General features: G+C 46.2%; 12 protein-coding genes. 5 read left to right on the top strand and 7 right to left on the bottom strand.

Annotated elements, in window-relative coordinates:
* Nucleotides 1-13: 13 nt before the first annotated feature.
* Nucleotides 14-1285, bottom strand: a complete 1272-nt coding sequence (locus DR864_RS25200) for a DUF937 domain-containing protein (RefSeq protein ID WP_114069553.1) — start codon at nucleotides 1283-1285, stop codon at nucleotides 14-16.
* A gap of 278 nt (nucleotides 1286-1563) precedes the next feature.
* On the opposite strand from DR864_RS25200, the gene DR864_RS25205 reads away from it, so the two are divergent.
* Nucleotides 1564-2580, top strand: a complete 1017-nt coding sequence (locus DR864_RS25205) for an SDR family NAD(P)-dependent oxidoreductase (RefSeq protein ID WP_114069554.1) — start codon at nucleotides 1564-1566, stop codon at nucleotides 2578-2580.
* Nucleotides 2581-2620: 40 nt separating this feature from the next.
* On the top strand, nucleotides 2621-3547 hold the full coding sequence (locus DR864_RS25210) for a M23 family metallopeptidase (protein WP_114069555.1): 927 nt from the start codon (nucleotides 2621-2623) through the stop codon (nucleotides 3545-3547).
* Between the two features lie 60 nt (nucleotides 3548-3607).
* Here DR864_RS25210 and ettA read toward each other — a convergent pair whose 3' ends face one another.
* Nucleotides 3608-5278, bottom strand: coding sequence for an energy-dependent translational throttle protein EttA (ettA, locus tag DR864_RS25215; protein ID WP_114069556.1), 1671 nt, complete (start codon nucleotides 5276-5278; stop codon nucleotides 3608-3610).
* Between the two features lie 154 nt (nucleotides 5279-5432).
* On the opposite strand from ettA, the gene DR864_RS25220 reads away from it, so the two are divergent.
* Nucleotides 5433-6701, top strand: coding sequence for a DUF349 domain-containing protein (locus tag DR864_RS25220; RefSeq protein ID WP_114069557.1), 1269 nt, complete (start codon nucleotides 5433-5435; stop codon nucleotides 6699-6701).
* 82 nt (nucleotides 6702-6783) lie between these two features.
* Here DR864_RS25220 and DR864_RS25225 read toward each other — a convergent pair whose 3' ends face one another.
* The 4 genes from DR864_RS25225 to DR864_RS25240 form a co-directional block, all read right to left on the bottom strand.
* Nucleotides 6784-7977 carry an alpha/beta hydrolase family protein gene (locus DR864_RS25225; RefSeq protein WP_114069558.1) on the bottom strand — a complete coding sequence of 398 codons (1194 nt, stop codon included), beginning with the start codon at nucleotides 7975-7977 and terminating at the stop codon, nucleotides 6784-6786.
* Between the two features lie 69 nt (nucleotides 7978-8046).
* Entirely contained in the window at nucleotides 8047-9393 is a 1347-nt protein-coding gene (locus tag DR864_RS25230; RefSeq protein WP_229599473.1) for a DUF3748 domain-containing protein, read from the bottom strand.
* A gap of 98 nt (nucleotides 9394-9491) precedes the next feature.
* On the bottom strand, nucleotides 9492-11726 hold the full coding sequence (locus tag DR864_RS25235; RefSeq protein WP_114069560.1) for a hypothetical protein: 2235 nt from the start codon (nucleotides 11724-11726) through the stop codon (nucleotides 9492-9494).
* Nucleotides 11727-11743: 17 nt separating this feature from the next.
* On the bottom strand, nucleotides 11744-13954 hold the full coding sequence (locus DR864_RS25240; protein ID WP_114069561.1) for a ligand-binding sensor domain-containing protein: 2211 nt from the start codon (nucleotides 13952-13954) through the stop codon (nucleotides 11744-11746).
* Between the two features lie 230 nt (nucleotides 13955-14184).
* Here DR864_RS25240 and DR864_RS25245 point away from each other — a divergent pair, with 230 nt between their 5' ends.
* Together DR864_RS25245 and DR864_RS25250 are read left to right on the top strand one after the other, a co-directional pair.
* Nucleotides 14185-15006: an SGNH/GDSL hydrolase family protein gene (locus DR864_RS25245; protein ID WP_114069562.1), complete on the top strand. Its 822-nt coding sequence runs from the start codon at nucleotides 14185-14187 to the stop codon at nucleotides 15004-15006.
* Between the two features lie 232 nt (nucleotides 15007-15238).
* Nucleotides 15239-16345, top strand: a complete 1107-nt coding sequence (locus DR864_RS25250) for a TlpA disulfide reductase family protein (RefSeq protein ID WP_114069563.1) — start codon at nucleotides 15239-15241, stop codon at nucleotides 16343-16345.
* Nucleotides 16346-16503: 158 nt separating this feature from the next.
* Here DR864_RS25250 and DR864_RS25255 read toward each other — a convergent pair whose 3' ends face one another.
* A complete protein-coding gene (locus DR864_RS25255; protein WP_114069564.1) occupies nucleotides 16504-17691 on the bottom strand; it encodes a sialidase family protein in 1188 nt (395 codons plus the stop codon).
* Between the last annotated feature and the right edge of the window lie 56 nt (nucleotides 17692-17747).

Here is a 17747-nt window from a genome sequence, read left to right on the forward strand (position 1 = left end):
AGCTTTTATTCGATTATTTTTTCACGAAACGCACATAAATCTCACGCAATGGTTTTTGACCAGGCGCGCTATCTTTGCTTACGCCTGTCCCACGCCCTTCGGCATCAATCCTGATGTAACTGATTCCTGATTTGATTAATATGTCTTTGATGGCAAAAACCCGTTTGACCGATAGCACTTTGTTGGTCACGGGCTGTTGGGCATCGTTGGCATAACCTACCAATTTTACCTGCGCGTTGGGGTATTTTTTGAGCAATTCAGCCAAGGCTGCAATGGGTGCATTGGCCTCTGCTTTCAATTGCGTGGTATTATTTTCAAAGTCCACATTTTCAAACTTAAACACTTTTCCTGCGGGTGCGGTGGCATTTTCGAGGTAAGCCGACATGGGATTTGCCGTGGTTGCCGCAGGGGGAGTAACCGCGGCTACGGCCGTTGTTGTATCCTTAACAACCGAATCTTGGGTCGCGGGCGGCTCCTGAATGGTTCTTGCCTCAATCATGGTAGAATCGGTTTCAGAAGTACTTTCTTCCGACGCGGCTTGTCGCTGATTCCAGAAATAAATTCCCGCCGCAATGGCCCCAATCACCAAAGCTCCGATGCCAAACCATTTTAGATAAGGTTGATAATCAGCTTGTTGTTGCATATCTACTCCTACCAAGAAAGGCTGAGACGCGCTTCCTTTCTCGGTGCCTGCCCCTCTGGACACCACGCCTGATTCTTCGGTACGCGGAACGGAAAAATTTTGCAGCAGGTACTGGATACCCATTGTTTCAATGAGCTTATCATTCAAATCAGGAAGTACGGTGAGCATTTCTTCGCGTTGGTCGCCCATGTAAGCGGCGAGCGACTCCGCATCTAGTTTTTTCTCGGCTATTTTTTGTTTAATGACCGACATCACGATGGGCATGGCTACGCCGCAAAGCGAAGCAACCAATGAATTTTGCGTGCCAGCATATTTGGACACCATACTGCTGATGGCACTTTTGAGACCAGGCAATACCGTATTTAAATCCTTTTCTCCAACGGCTTTCAGCTTTTCAAATTCAGCCTCATTTTTTAAAATACGTTCGATATTTTCGGGGCCAAATTCAATTTTCTGCGCTTGGTTGTACACGAGCTTCATGCCGGATTCCGTAGTCACCCGTTTGATTAATCCACCCACAAGAGAGACGCCCAACGCATCAAAAATCTTTTGTATCTTCTCGGGTTTTTCTAGTTTTTGTGCTGCAATTTGACTTATCACCCCCTCAGTCAAAGCCTCTTTCAACGATGCAAAAAAGTTCATTATAAAAAATCAGTTAATTAATTGGTTAGAGTGTAAAGGTAAAAACGAATGAAACGGCCGAAACTGTTAAAATTACCGCGATGTTTTTAGACCTTGCTTTTGTTCTCTTTCTGAAAATGGGCGGAAAGTTACTTAAAATAGTAGACAGTCTCACAGATGGGAGCTGACAGTTTTTGCGTATTCTTACAAAACCCGTCAGCAATCACGAGAAAGATAGGCTGATGTGGAACCAGATTCTTTACCTTTGCGCTACTAAAAATAACCAAACTGCTTGATACTTGAAACACCTAACTGATTCTAGTCCGATTGTATTTGTAACGGGAACAAATGGCCTTATCGGCAGTGCCGTGGCTCGTCGTTTGTTGAAAAACGGCTATCGTGTCAGGGGGTTAAAACGCCCCGACAGTGATATGCGTTTAGTGAAAGACATTCAGTCGGAGATTGAATGGATTGAAGGGGATGTGTTGGACGTAATATCACTCGAAGAAGCTTTGGCGGGAGTGACGTATGCCATTCATACCGCCGCAATTGTTTCTTTTATTCCCCGTGACCGTACCCGAATGTACGATATTAATGTAAACGGAACCGCCAACGTGGTCAATGCGGCATTGGAAGAAGGAATCAAAAAACTTGCCTTTGTCAGTTCAGTGGCCGCACTGGGTAGACCCGACCCCAATAAGGTTGCCCCTGGGGAAGTCACTGTGATTGATGAAAACCAAAAATGGGAAGAATCACCGCTGAATTCAAACTATGGTAAAAGTAAGTATTTGGCCGAACTGGAAGTGTGGCGGGGAGTGGCGGAGGGACTGGCGGCGGTAGTGGTCAATCCAAGCATGGTATTGGGGGAAGGCGATTGGCAACGCAGCAGCACGCAGTTGTTTAAATACGTATATGACGAAAAAAAATACTACACCGAAGGATTAATCAACTACGTAGACGTGGAAGATGTCGCCGAGGCGGTTGTGCAGTTGTTGTTTTCTGACATCAAGAATGAACGTTACATCCTGAGCGCTGGTCACGTGACGTATCGGGAGTTATTTGCCAAAATAGCCACGGCCTTTGGCAAGCAACCGCCTTCAAAAACGGTATCTTTTTTCATGGCCGAGACCATCTGGAGGGTGGAAGCGCTGCGCTCGTGGCTCACGGGCAGCAAACCGCTCATTACCAAAGAAACGGCCAAAACGGCCAGAACTAAACTCGTTTATGACGGGCAGAAAATTAAAAAAGTCCTGGGCATTGACTACAAAACCTTGGATGAAACCGTGAAGCGGGTGTGCGCGTTTCTGACAAAATAACCATAACAAGGTATCTCCTAAACAACCCCTCTTCATTCTTATGCAACGGACGCTTTTAATCCTGATTTTTTTTTGCAGTTGGTCAATCACGCAGACTTTTAGCCAATCAAATCCGATTGAAATAACCTACACCAGAGACGAGACCAAGAAGGAGTATACGTTCCAATACAAGAACCCCAACTACTGCGACTACTCCGTTAAGGTGGAGTTTACCAGTTTGCAGGGAGGCAGTTGCTCATGTGTATTGCCTTATTTAAGTGCTGTTTCGGCGGGTAACGGGAGCTTGTTTACTATTAAACCTTCGCAGGCTAACCAAGGAATTTCCTTTCAATTCGGTTACAAAACCTTAAAAGGTCGCTTGCTCAACAAACCGCCCAAACCTTTTATTTACTTATTCCCTTTTTCAAAAAAAGAAGCGCACCGAGCAAATCAGACCCAAAATATTGTCGAAATGTTGAGTGGGAAGAAAGTAACTAACTTTTATGGAATGTCTTTTCAAATGCAAAAAGGAGATACGGTTTTTGCGGCGCGGCGCGGGGTAGTTAGTGAGATTAAAAACGAATTTGCGACGCACTCAGAAGAGGTTTGGTTTTCTACCAATACCAATTTTGTCGAAATCTTTCATCAAGATGGTACTTTTGGACGCTACAATCGCTTCAAAATGGGTACAATCATGGTGAAACCGGGCCAATCAGTGGAAGCAGGACAGCCACTTGGTATTGTGGCCGACGATACTTTTGAAGGAAATACCCTTGCCCAATTTACGGTTTACTATTTAGATAAAGCAAAGGCTTTTACCGAAGCTCATTCCTTCAGCTACTTAGTTCCCACTTTTTATACCACGACCCATCCTGCGGGAGTGGTTCTTCAACAGGGGGCTTTTTATACGTCTGATTTCCCAGAAAGCATTGTGACGCAAGAAATGTCGAAGCGCGAATTGAAAAAGTGGAAAGGGGCGAAACAATAAAAACAAAAGCGCTGACAGAGCTTTGAATCTTGTCAGCGCTTACTACATCAATGGGGCATTTTAGGCCATCAATTTTTTGTATTTGATACGCGTTGGAGTGGCGTCGGTGCCGAGACGCTTGCGGCGGTTTTCTTCGTAATCAGAGAAGTTTCCTTCAAACCAATATACTTGAGAGTCGCCCTCAAAAGCCAGAATGTGCGTACAAAGTCGGTCCAAGAACCAACGGTCGTGGGAGATGATGACCGCACAGCCCGCGAAATTTTCAAGACCTTCTTCCAGTGCGCGTAAAGTGTTGATGTCTAGATCGTTGGTTGGTTCGTCTAACAGCAATACGTTTCCGCCTTCTTTGAGCATCATGGCTAGGTGAACACGGTTGCGCTCGCCCCCCGAGAGGTTGCCAATTTTCTTTTCCTGATCGCTGCCCGAAAAGTTAAAGCGGCTCACGTACGCCCGGGCGTTGGACTGCTTGCCGCCCAAGATGATCCATTCATTGCCTTCCGAAATCTGCTGAAACACCGTTTTTCCCGCTTCTAGTTGATTGTGCTCTTGGTCGGCGTACGCGATTTGGACCGTATCGCCGATGGTGATGGTTCCTTTGTCGGGTTTTTCCTGACCCGTAATGAGTTTAAAGAGGGTGGATTTACCCGCACCGTTTGGCCCGATGATACCCACAATCCCAGCGGGAGGCAGAGAAAAGGTCAGATTTTCAAACAATAATTTGTCGCCATAGGCTTTCGAAACGCCCTCCATTTCAATCACTTTGTTGCCCAGACGAGGTCCCGAAGGTATATAAAGTTCCAATCTTTCTTCCTTCTGTTTGCCGTCTTCGTCGAGCAGCTTTTCGTAGGCGCTCAAACGGGCTTTAGATTTGGTCTGACGGGCTTTGGGAGCCATTCGTACCCATTCAAGTTCGCGTTGCAGGGATTTTTGGCGTTTTGATTCCTGCTTTTCTTCCTTGGCTAACCGATTTTGTTTTTGTTCCAACCAAGAAGAATAATTCCCTTTCCACGGAATTCCCTCACCACGGTCTAGTTCGAGAATCCAGCCAGCCACATTGTCCAGAAAATAGCGGTCGTGGGTGACGGCAATGACCGTTCCTTCGTATTGACGTAGGTGCTCTTCCAACCATAACACCGACTCGGCATCCAAGTGGTTGGTAGGCTCGTCGAGGAGAAGCACGTCGGGTTTCTTGAGCAACAAACGGCAGAGAGCCACGCGGCGTTTTTCACCGCCGGAGAGATTGGCAATGAGGGCATCCTGCGGCGGACAACGGAGGGCGTCCATGGCGCGTTCGAGTTTGCTATCCAAATCCCAGGCGTCGAGGGTGTCTAGTTTTTCTTGAACTTCTCCCTGGCGTTCGAGCAGTTTGTCAAAATCGGCGTCGGGGTCTCCAAATGCTTCATTAATTTGATCAAATTCTTTCAATAAATCGACCACTTCTTGCGTTCCTTCCTGTACTACTTCCAGAACGGTTTTGGTGGGGTCAAATTGGGGCTCCTGGTCGAGCATTCCGACGGAATATCCTGGGGAGAAAACTACCTCTCCGGTATAATTTTTGTCTACACCCGCAATAATGCGGAGAAGAGTGGATTTTCCCGCACCATTTAAACCCAAAACGCCTATCTTGGCACCGTAGAAAAAGGATAAGTAGATGTTTTTAATAATCTGTCGGTTGGGGGGGATTATTTTACTTACCCCCGACATTGAGAAAATAATAGTTTCGTTACTCATTTTTTGCTTATTTTGTGGAGGCAAATATCGTTAAAAATAGGAGTTAATTGTTAAACAAGGCAGGTAAATGGGTTTTTTCTGATTACATTTAAGCCCGAACGTTTAACTTTACACCCACCAAAACCTTTAAAGCAGATAAAAAAGTAAGATTGCAATGGAAAACGCCACCTTAATGGACGAATACGGCTATGTCAAAGACGGCAAGGTATTCTTAAAAGGGTATTTAGGTAACCCGGATCGCCAAATCGGCGAAGTAAAACGAACTGAACAGGAAGCCATTGATTATTTCAAAAATCGCTTCAATATTGCTTCCGGAAAAGTAGAACAACTCGAAAATGATGTTGAAGAAGCCCAAAACAAGGGCTCTTACCTGACCAAACTGGTACAACTTCGTAAAAAATTGCTCAGTTTTGACGGACTGGGAGATTTTATCCCGTTGCTAGAACGTTTGGACAAACTTGAAACTGTTCTCGAAGATTTAATCAAAATTAACCAAGAGAAAAATCTCGAAATCAAACGTGCTTTGTTGGATGAAACCCGGGCTGTAACGGTAATCGGGGATGATTGGCAGGGCGCTACCGACCTGCTTCAGGAAATCAAATCCAAATGGATACGTACTGGTCCCGTTGATAAAGAATATCAGGAGGAAATTGAAGGGACTTTCCAAACCTTGTTGGATACCTTCTTTCAACAACGTCGTGACTTCTTCTCGGAGCAAAATCGTACCATTGCCGACCGTATCGAACGCTATACCGAATTGATTGCCAAGTCGGATATGCTGGTACGGATGTATGACGTGGAAGAAGCCAGTCGTCAGTTGCGGCAAATTCGTGCCGAATGGAAAGACGTAGGCGAAATTCCTGTAAAACGCTCGGCAAAACTGTACAAGCAATTCAAACGGTCTAACCAACGCATCGTTGACAAGTACAATCGCGTCAAAGGTATAGTGGTACAGACTTATGAAAACCCTCTGGTGACCAAACAGCGTGAAATGTGCCGCGAAGCGGAGCAATTGGCGCGCTCAAGTGATATAATTCAGGCTTCCGAACGCGCAAAAGTGTTGCTTAACCAATGGAAGGAGATTCGACTTCCACCCCGTGTAGGCGATAAAATGGTGGCGGAGCGTTTCCGTTCGGCCTGCGATAAAATATTCGAATTAAGCTACCTCGCCCGGGTTATCTCGCGCAAATACCCCGCGTTTGAGATTCGCTCGCCTGAAGATCAGCTCAATATCAAAACGCGTGAAATGGAATGGCTCATCAAACGCGAAAAAGCGGATTTGGAAGTGACTATTGCCAGCGCACAAAACATGCCGCCCGACCCCGAAGCTGAACGCCAGATGATGGGTAAAATCAACATTCAGCGTCGTAAAATAACGATGAAGGAGAAGATTTTAGAAGAGTTTAAGGCGCAGATGAAGTAGTATTTGTAAAAATTGGCTCACGCAAAGACGCAGAGTGACAAAGTTTAATGCTTTGCTCCTCTGCGTCTTTTTTGTACGTTTTTTATTGGGTTGAGGAGAAAAACTCATACGTACCCAAAAGGAAATCCTGAACGGCCGTGGCGTGGTCTTTGCCTTTGAGGGTGATAAGGGATACGTTGGTGGCACCCCGCGCTTTCATGGCATTGAGAGCGTTGACGGAGTTAAAATAAAACACCAATTGGTCGGCATCTCCGTGATAGAGACGGGTGGGCGTTTTGGGCTTCCAATCATACACGTCGTTGTCTTTGACAGCGTTCAGAAATCCAGTATCGGTCCCGTCCGCAATTCCTTTGGCAAAAGCATCCGTAAAAATGGTGTTGAAACTAACGTTTACATTTGCTTTCTCTTTATCTTTTTGGATCAAGCCAGCCCACGGCTCCTTAAAGTATTGAGTCAAAGGCCGATTTAGGTTATAAATACGGTCGTAAGTCAGGGTAACCCATACATAAAGTTGGTTGTAATTGACAGTGCCGCCCGTTTTTGTACTGATTAAATACTTCATAAAGGCGGTTTTGTCATAAGCACCCGCGCCGCAACTGGAGGCTCGTAGGTTGAACTCAGTGCCCGTTTCTTCTTCAATTTTCTTTTGCAACGACATGGTGGCGTATCCACCTGCCGAATAGCCCGCAATGTACAGGCGCTCATCCCAAGCAATACTCTGCTGACGGATGAATTCCTTGGAGGCGCGTATCATATCCAAAGATGCAGAGGCGAGACTTTCGCGGTGCTCGTACGGGTGCGGAACGTTATTGGAGGCACCAAATCCGATGTAATCGGGATATGCAATAATATATCCCAAAGCGGCAAACAGAGAACCAGCAATGTTGGCTTCGCTATTGGTGGCAAAGTAAGAGGGAGCTTCTTGGTCGTTGCGAATGGTGCCATGTTGGACGCTAATCATGGGCGTTGCTCCTGATTTTACGGGAAACAAAAACGCCCCCGAGGCCTGAATTTCTTTACCGTCGGTGTTTTTCGTTTTGTAAACCAGTTTGTAGACCTTGATGCCATTCTGAAGGAAAGGGGCTATGCCCGACAAGCTGGGGTCACCAGAAGTGATACGTTGGGCCAGTTGTTCCTTGGTAAATTCACCGATAAGGGTACTGCTGACCAAATATTGGTCTTCAGGGATGAGGTCACTGGCGTTTCTGTTACAACCACTGACCAACACAACGACGACAAGGAAGAGTGCGTAAAAGCGTTTTTGGGTAGATTTCATGCGATATTGGGCAATAAACGTTGGTTTATAATCTTAAACTAAACGAATAAACAGCCCCGAAAGTTGCCTCTAATTTCCAACATTTGACGGCTTAATAACGAAAATTTGCTTGGATTTGCCTGTTTTTGCGTCTTCAATGATTCTATTGAAAGCAAGGATGGCACCATCGTGCGACCAAACGAGGTTGGAGGGCGATGGATTTGTCGGTTTTGTCAATGCCTGAAACCGATTTTTGAAAGGCTCGTTGCCGATTTTACACACCACAATGCTGCCTTCCCAAACGTAGCTAATCTGTTTGCCGTTGGGGTGCCAACGCACGCTGCCTTCCACATTTTTATCATGAAAAGTGACTTGAACAGGCGGCCCTCCTTGGGGCGAAACGGTGAAAATTTGCTGAATTCCCTGCGCATCTTTTGCTAAAAAAGCCAACATACTTCCATCGGCCGACGACCGAACAATGCCCGTACAACCCGCCTGCGGCGTATCGGCGGTAAAAGTAAGTCGGCGCTGAACGGTGCCTTTGGGCGGCATCGGAAAAGTCGTATCGGTGCCTTCCAAAGGCCCAAATTCACCAGGAATCGTAATGTCATTCGGAATGTCTACGACAAATACTTCATCTACTTCTTTGCCGTTTTTGTCTTTCACTTTTCCGATAAACGCCCGTGCGATTTGGCGCGTTCCGTCGGGTTTTAAATAACCTTTTGTTCCGACCCAACTATCGCCTGCGGCGTGGCTGATTTCGTCCGAGCCGGGTTTGGGGGTGGGCGTTACTCTAACCACCAACGCACTGAACCACTCGCCCGAAACATTGTCTCCTTGCGCGTCTTTCTCCAATTTTACGGGCATGTTTCTTTTGGAAACGCCGATGGTACGGAGGTTGTGTTTTTCGCCTGTTTTGTCTTCCAATGCCTTCAAAACAGCATCGTTATAGGTATAACCAATCCACTGCCCGTCGCCGCTCCACTCGTGGCGGTGGGTGCCGCCGCGCAAGGCGCCTATGGTATAAGGTGGTGTAATATCGCGGGCATCCATAAACACGGGCACATTGGGAGCAGAATCGTTAATAATGACACCCGTACGCCGCCATTGTTGGTAGGGGTTTTCTTGGGTCACACTCATCAATCCGTGAATAAATACAACGGAATTATCGACGGGCGAATAACTCACCGCCCCCGCGCCGGGGCCCCATTCTGCGTTGTTGGGAAGTGCATATAACACTTTCTTTTCGCCCGTTTCGACGTTGACTTTTTCAATTTTAGCCGACGCCGCTATGCCGCCTTCTTCGGTGCGTGTGTCGTAAACAAGCCATTGGTTGTCGGGCGAAAAGTTGTCGTTGTTGTCTAAGTCGTGGTTGTAACTCAGGTCATGGGTGAGCTGTTTTTCAGCTAAATAAGTGGAATCATTGCAGGAATACATAGCAAGGGAGAGGAGTAAAGCGGAGACTTTCCAAGATCGGGAAACTTGGCAAGTCTGTAGGCATTGATAAATTGATTGAATTATCATTGGTATTTAAATCAACGAGTTGGCGCACTGATTACTTTCAAATAACGTCCCATCCAGTAAGGCAGCAAAAACGAATCGCCTGCGCTCAACTCACTTTGCCCGTTGGCGCTACGATCGAGTTTGAAGAGATTTCGATTGTGTTTTAGTTCTGGACGTTCGTCGGGAGGCAAAACCTGTTTAATGGTTTGACCGCGAAAATTAGCAGGAATCGGCTCAATGTCTTTACGGTGGCTGTTTATGACCTGCCATTCAATCATATCTAGCGGAAATTCTTTCAAAAACCAGATGGTTTCGGCTTTGTCAAATTCCTTGGCTCCCGTCATGGCGTAGCAGAGGTTCCATAAGCCATTTTTTTCGGGACGTTCTAGGTCCCAATGTTCTTTGATGGCGGCGGCATATTGCTTCTTCAATTCGGGCGTGAAGGCGTAAGGGTACAGACACCAGTAAGCCAAAAAATACATTTCGTCGTCGGAGTGGTTCCATTCTTCCGAAAGCTCGGCGGCCAGTTTTCCATCGGCTTCGGTCACCTGTCCGAGTTCTTTCATGGGACGCAGCAGGTTTTCCAAGTAGCCATGTTTGTTCATTAGCTCGTAGGCTTTCTGTTTGTAGATTTCTTTTTTGGTGAAATGATACGCCGTTTGCAAAAAGCCGATGATGTTGGAAGCGTACAGTTTTCGGTCGCCCACGTTTTTCGGAAAACCGTTCACGTATTCGGGGTTCCATTTTCCCCAAAGGGTAGGTCTTCCGTCAAAATCAATCAGATACCAGTCGTTTTCGATGATGTTGGTCATGAGTTGGTCCATCATTGTCACGGCTTTTTGTTTCACTTCGCCCTCCATGGTTTGGGCCAAAAGCGTCAGTGCAAACATCTGCCCTACGGTTTGGTCACTGCTCGTGGTGCCGCGCCAATCCCACTCATCATTCGAAGATTTTACCCAACCGTTGGTCATTCCGCCGTCCCAACGTTCTGGCTTGAATTTGAAGAAACCTCTACGCTCAAACCCCCGCGCAAAATAACCTTTCATGCCCGTGATGCTGAAAAGACGCTGCATGGCTTCGAAGGATTCGAGGCAATTGTCGAGTGCTTCTTTGTCGCCCGTGACTTTGTAACGAAACAACTGACTGACCAAGTACATCGACGTCCAGAGATTATCGCTGTCTCGCTGGCCCATTTCGAAGGTGGATAAATCGCCGTGTTTAAGGGTCGAAACGTCGCAGTTAAATCCGTACCGTATGTGTCGTTGACGTACCTGTTTTTCGTACACGAGGGCCTTGTCGTATAGTGTCATGGGTTGAAAATGTATTTCGCCCAATCCTTTGGGGGTCAAGATGTTTACGTTTTTGTCTTCACCCGCCGAAATATGCACAACGCGGTTGTCAGGAATCCATCGTTCACCAAAATAATAGTTAAATCCTCCCTCAGAACGTAGCATGAACGCACCCAAGGTGGACCCAAACCAGACTTGTCCATGCACCACAGCCACGGCGGTCAAGTCGACACAGGGAAGCTGGCGCTGAATCTCGCCCAAAGGTTTGAAAGAATCGGCTTGAAGCACGAAATAGCCGTTATGGGTTCCGACGTACACTTTATTGTTGGCGACGTCAAAGCAGGTGAAATCTTTTCCCTGAAAAACAGTTTTTAGTTCTTTGGTCGCTAGCGAATAAGCTTCAATGGATTGATTGCTGAGAATTAAAAAGCGATTGTTGGGTGCATCAAAACGGATGTCTAAGGCTTCTTGGCCCGAAAGTCTTTTTTCATCCATGACTTTAGCATCCTGAATCACTTTCAGGCTTTTAGCGTCGGACACCAGAAAGGTAAAATTAGGCCCTGCACAAAAAAGTTGGGGGTTGGTTAGGTTATGTTTTGCGTACAAATTTCCCGCCCAAGCGTTGCTAAACACGGCTTTATCGTCTAAATACACAAACTGTTTTTCATACACTGCCATATCCACCAGTTTCTTCTCAATCATCGGAAGGTACGAACGGTCGGTGCGGAGCGTGCCCGGGTATTGAAATTGTCCGCCGTGGGGCTGTAAAATTCCCGCCGATGAAAGAATCCGCACTTTGCCGTTTTTATCGGTAAAGACCTTATGAAGTTTTACTGAACTATCTTGTAGATAGTGCTTTACGCTAAAATCTTGCAGGTATGGTCGGTCAGGGTATGCGGTATTGGCCGTAGTTTGAGCAGATACGCTGCTCCAAACTACGGCACTTAGAAACCCTAAAAAATACTTTCTAAAGGTCATAAACAGGTGACGTTAAACTACTTTTTGGTTACCGTTGTCGGGCCGCTGATAACGCCTAAATACCGCCCTGCCCAATATGGCAGCAGCCAAGTATCGCCAGCACTTAATTCCACACTTCCGCGCCCGTTTCGGTCCAAAAGAAAACGGCTGTTGTTGTGTCGAATCATCCCTACTTCGTCGGGCGGAAGCACTTCTTTGGTAAGTTGTTCGATAAAATTTGGCGGCAACATTTCGATGTCTTTGCGGTGGCTGTTTTTGACCGTCCAATCAATCATGTCCAACGGATATTCCTGCAAAAACCACACAGATTCTTCCAGATCAAAGTCCTGAATGCCTGTGATGGCCGTCAGAATGTTCCAAAGTCCGTCTTTTTCGGGGCGCTCATACTGCCAATGGTCTACGATGGCTTTTTTGTAATTTGCCTTGAGCGTGTCATTAAAAGCATAACGATACAAACCCCAATAGCCCATGTAATACATCTCGTCGTCGGAGTGGTTCCAATCGCCGGAAAGCATCTTGCTCCAATCACTGGCATTGCCGGGCGCCTGACCGATGATTTTCATGGGACGCATCAGGTTTTCGTAGTACCCGTGTTTTTTCATCAACTCAAACGCCTTGGTTTTGTATTTCTCTTTTTTGGTGAAATGATAGGCGGTTTGCAGCATGGCTACGATATTGGAAGAGTTCAATTTGCGGTCGCCAACGTTAATTGGAAACGAATTGACGTAGTCGGGATGCCATTTTCCCCACAACGTAGGCTTGCCGTCCCAGTCCACCAAGTACATGTCATTTTTGATAATATGACTCATCAGTGTATCAATGAGTGCAATAGAGCGCGATTTGAGGTCTTTGTCCTCAATCAATTCGGCCATGGCGCCAAAGGCGAAAATGTGCCCGATGACCTCGTCGCTGCTCGTGGTGGATTTCCAATCCCATTCGGGGTCGGAGGTGCGCCGCCAGGGTTTGTCTTCGTATTTATAGCCAGTGCGCTCAAACGACCGCGACGGAAAACCTGGCACGCCGTTGATGGTGTAAAGTCGCTCCATCGCATCCAGCGATTCGCGGCAGTTTTGGAGTGCTTTGGGGTCTTTGGTGGCCGCGTAGCGGAAGATTTCTCCACCCAAATACATGGAAGTCCACAGGCCGTCGTTGTCGGAATCCTGCAATCGGCCTGTGCTTAAATTACCGTTTTTCATGTGACCGAGCGTACCATTGAAGCCGTTGCGAATGTGGCGAGTGCGCACCTGTTTATCGTAAAGTTCGGCTTTTTCCTGCAAGGTCATTTTCGTAAAAACGATTTTTCCGACACCCTTATCGGTCAGAATTAACACCGAATTTTCGTCGCCTTGGGAGATATGAACGACCTTGTCAGACGGAATCCAGCGCTCGGAGGCGTAGTAATTAAACTTGCCGTCGGGCTTGCGCATAAACGCCCCCGAAGTAGAGCCAAACCACAACTGATTGTCAATGAACGAAATACAGGTCAGCTCCGTCCAAGGCAGTTTTTGCTGAAGCGGCGTGACTACCTTGCCCGTTTTGTCCAATTCGAGGTAGCCGTTTTTGGTGCCGACCACGATTTTACCCGAAAATAACTCAAAGCAAGTGAGGTCGTTGGCGGTATAGATTTTTTGCAGTTTTTTGTCTTTGCCCGAAACCGAATAAACGGCGTTTTCGGAAAGTGCGTAAAACAAATCGCCGCTGGCATCGTATTTCAAATCTAGTACCTTACCGTTGCTGATGCTCTCTTTCCACGACGTTCCTTCTTTGGGAAGGTATTCCAATTGCGAACCGTTGGAAATCAAAAAACCAAAATCTTTACCTCCAGTCAACAGATATGCATCTGACAATGAATGTTTTGCGAATAGTTTGCCCGCCCATGCGTTGCTCAACACGGCTTTGTCGTCAATCATCACAAATTGATGTTGGTACAAACCCAAATTAGCGATTTTCTTATCGGCGATGGGGCGGTATGAAACGTCTTTTTCCAACGTGCCCGGGTACAAAAATTGCCCAGCATACAGTTGGTACAGGCCCGATTTGGTGCTGACTTTAATGGCCCCGTTAAGGTCGGTATAGGCTTTGAGCGGTTCGGCGGCGTCTTTGAAATAGTATTTGATGCTGTAATCCTGCACAAAAGGAATGTCTTTGTGCACGGGTTGCTTAGGTTTTTGAGCAAACGTCAGGGACGAGCAAAATAGCGCGCCCAAAAGGAGAAAGTGACACTTCATAAAACGGGAATATTGGTGTTGAATTAATTGGAATCTTTTGTTCAAGTGGTAATTTGTTGGTGTGGATAACTAATGTTTATAATACGACGTATTCAGCGGCAAGGGCTATTTGGCAGAAGAAAAAAGCAAAAGTTGCGTCGTTTTGCCAGTACCTCCCTGCCAAAAAAACAAGGATAAAAACGCGCTTGAAGGCTTTTGGGAGAAAGTATACACCCAATTTAACTTTAGGCATGAAAAAAATCATTGCGTTGCTTGTCCTCGTGGGACTGTTTAGTTCATTCTCTACCGAAAAAATCACGTGGGTGGCCATCGGCGATTCCATCACCTACCTAAACGAACACCAAAACGAAACTGGGAACCGAATTACGAAAGGATACATGACGCGGGTGGTGGAGAAACTGCCTCACATTGAATACATTAACAAAGGTTATAACGGCTGGACGGCTGGCCGAATCGCGGAGAAAATAGAAACGCTCAACCTGACAAAAGCGGATGTTTATACCGTTTTTCTTGGCACCAACGACTGGTGGGGCGGGCGTCCGTTGGGCACTTTTGCCGATTATGAAAACAACGCTGGCTACCAGACGCTCTATGGTTCGTTTCGCATCATCATTGATAAATTACGCAGTCTAAACCCTGACGCCAAAATCATCTTGATGACGCCCATGCAACGGGCCGATTTTGTGTACATTGCCAATATGAAAAACAATGCGTACGGTTCTTACAAAGAGAAAAAGGGGCAAACGCTCGGGCAGTTTGCCGATGCTATTAACGCGATTGGGAAGCATGAAAAACTGAAAGTGATTGATTTGTACAATACTAAACGCTTAAACGTGAAGAAGTTGGTAAAGTACAAACGGCTGAAAGACCCGCAAACGGGCGCGTACAAAAACTACGCTTATCCCGATTTTATTGACGTTCCTTTCAACCCCGAAACCGACGAGTATCCTTACCCCGTCGAGTCCATTGCCATGACCTACGACGGCCTACACCCCTCCGACGAGGGCTACGAAGTGATTGCTAAGTTGCTGATGAAGGCGTTGAAAAAGTAGATTTTGGGGGTGACTGCGAACGCAAAATAGCAAGCCTGTTTGTAACAGGGTAAGTGCCAATTAATCAGGTAGGGTAAAACAAGTATGTTGGTAAAGAAAAGCCAACTTCGGCAAATCTCACGAACCATAGTTAAACCAGTACGCGCACCCTTTTTTATTCATCTTGTCACTACCCTGTAATAGTTAGGTTATTATTATATTTGTAAGTATATAACCAATAAATACAACACCCATGAAGCCTTTTTTACTAATTCCCATTCTCCTGATTCCAACATTCCTTGGGGCCCAGAGCAGCGTATATAAAGTGGAAGGAAAATTAAGGAATGTTGACCCTACAGTCATAATTTATGTGAGGTATTTTTTTGAAAATAAAGGACATACAGATTCTGCCCAAGTAAAGAATGGGAGATTTATTGTTACAGGAACCATTGATCAACCGCATTATGCGTGGCTGTCTGATGGTAAAAAATCTATCCGTTTCTATTTAGAACCTGGCACTATTTCTGTAACGAGTCCGGACTCTATTGAAAACGCGGTGGTGGTCTCACCCATGAACATCGACAATCAGAAGCTTAAAATGATGCTTAAGCCCACAGTTGATCAGTTGGATTTGTTAGAAAAGGAATATCAGGCAGCTACGCCCGAACAGAAAAAGGTGAAAGAGTTTACCGAGGCTTTTGAGAAGCGGAAAGATGTCGTTTATGATAAGCAGGAAAAAATTAAAGCACAGTTTATTCGAGAGAATACAACTTCTATGCTGAGTTTGTATATTTTGGATCAATACACAGATGGATATGCTTCCGATTTTTCTGAATTAGAACCGATGTTCAGTCCACTGTCAGAGACCATTAAAACCAGCAAACCAGGCAAAGCGTACGCAAAAAAGCTTTCTCTTATTCAAGCTACTTCGGTGGGTGCATTAGCTCCTGATTTTACCCAACCTGATACTTCAGGGAAAGCGGTGACGCTGAGCAGCTTTCGTGGAAAATATGTATTGGTCGATTTTTGGGCGAGTTGGTGTGGTCCCTGCCGGGCCGAAAATCCGAACATTGTCAAGAATTTTCATCAATACAAGGACCAAAATTTTACCGTTTTAGGCGTTTCATTAGATAGACCTAACGGAAAAGAAGCTTGGCTAAAAGCCATCCACAAAGACCGGCTTGACTGGACTCATGTTTCGGAGTTAAAACAATGGAACGCCGACATAGTAAAACAATATGCGGTTCAATTTGTTCCTCAAAACTTCCTGATCGGGCCTGATGGTAAAATCCTTGCGAAAAATATACGGGGAGAAAATTTAGATAAAAAATTAGCTGAAATTTTTGGTAGTAAGCCTTGATAAGGAGGCGTTTCTTTCGGGTGAAAGTGAAACCATTTATGGCGAAACGAGTGAAAATTGTTCCATTATTCTGTTTGTAACACGATAAATGCCGATGTTGGTGTTTTTTTTCCAACATCGGCAAAGCTTTTTGTGCCTTAGTGGTTAAAAAGAAATCATTACTTCATCTTCTTAGGGTCAACCACTACGTATTTAATGGATTTGTTTTTGTTATCGGCGTGGGCGGAGTAGGTAATGTGCAATAAACCGTCAGGCGTTTGAATCAGGCAGGGGTACGAATAGCCACCTTTGTCGCGGGCGTGGTCTTCGAGGCGCGTTTTCCACTTCCACGTTTTCCCTTCATCATCAGAGAGATACAGGCTCATGCGGTAGCGGCCGTCGTCAATGTCATTGCCCAAAAAAGCCCATTTGCCGTCCTGTAACGTCAATATTTCAACGCTTGCCGTATTGGGAATATCGGTTTTGAGGGAAGCCGTCCAACTTTCGCCCTTGTCGGAAGATTCGCTGATGTGAACGCGCGTAGGCTCGTCGCCGCTGTCGCGCAGGTAAGCCACCAAGTTTCCGTTTTTACGCTTCGCCAACGCCGGCTGAATCGGCCCACGCCCTACGAGCGGCAGGCTTGGTTTCCAAGTCGTACCAAAATCGTCGGAAATAGCCATGAGCGAAAAATTATACCCGTCGGAATAGAGCGGCAACACAATGCGGCCGTTTTCCATCAACATCGGTTTGATGCGCGTCATCCAGCCAATGCTGCGTTTGGGCGCGTCTTTGGCGGCTTCGATAATCATGTCGTCGTATTTGCGGGCGTAACCTGCCCAACCTGCGGTATTTTCGGGCAGTTTCTTGAATTTTTCGGCTACCTCTTTGGCAAAATTATCGTCAGGTTTGAGCAAAATGTTGTCCTGCCAATTCCAAACGGGCGGGCCGCTTTTGGCGTAATCGGTCGAGGTTTTAAAACGCAAAATAGACTGTTCCCATTGGTTGGCCTGTACCGCAATCCATACCAAAAACAGTTTGCCCTGTTGGTTCAAAAACAACACGGGGTTGCAATCGGGCAGGTGAGGCGTGTCGGCCATTTCAAATGGCTCACTCCAAACGGTTTCGCCTTTTTTCAAGCGAGCACCCATGATTTTGACATCATCGGCGGTACGTTCACCGCTCCCGTAAAACCACACGGAAAGAAAATCACCGTTGGGTAAATTGACCAAGCTGCTGCCGTGGACGTGTTTTTCCTGACCGGGAAAAATCAACGTGGAGCGGAGGATGGGGGAGGATTGTGCAAAGGTGATTTGCAGGGAACCAAAGGTGAAAAGGAGAAAAATGGAGAAAGGAAAACGGAATTTCATTAAGATTTAATTTTTTCATGCTGTAAGCATCTAAGAGCCTTTGCATGGTGGTATAA

The organism is Runella rosea, assembly GCF_003325355.1.
Lineage (GTDB): Bacteria > Bacteroidota > Bacteroidia > Cytophagales > Spirosomataceae > Runella > Runella rosea.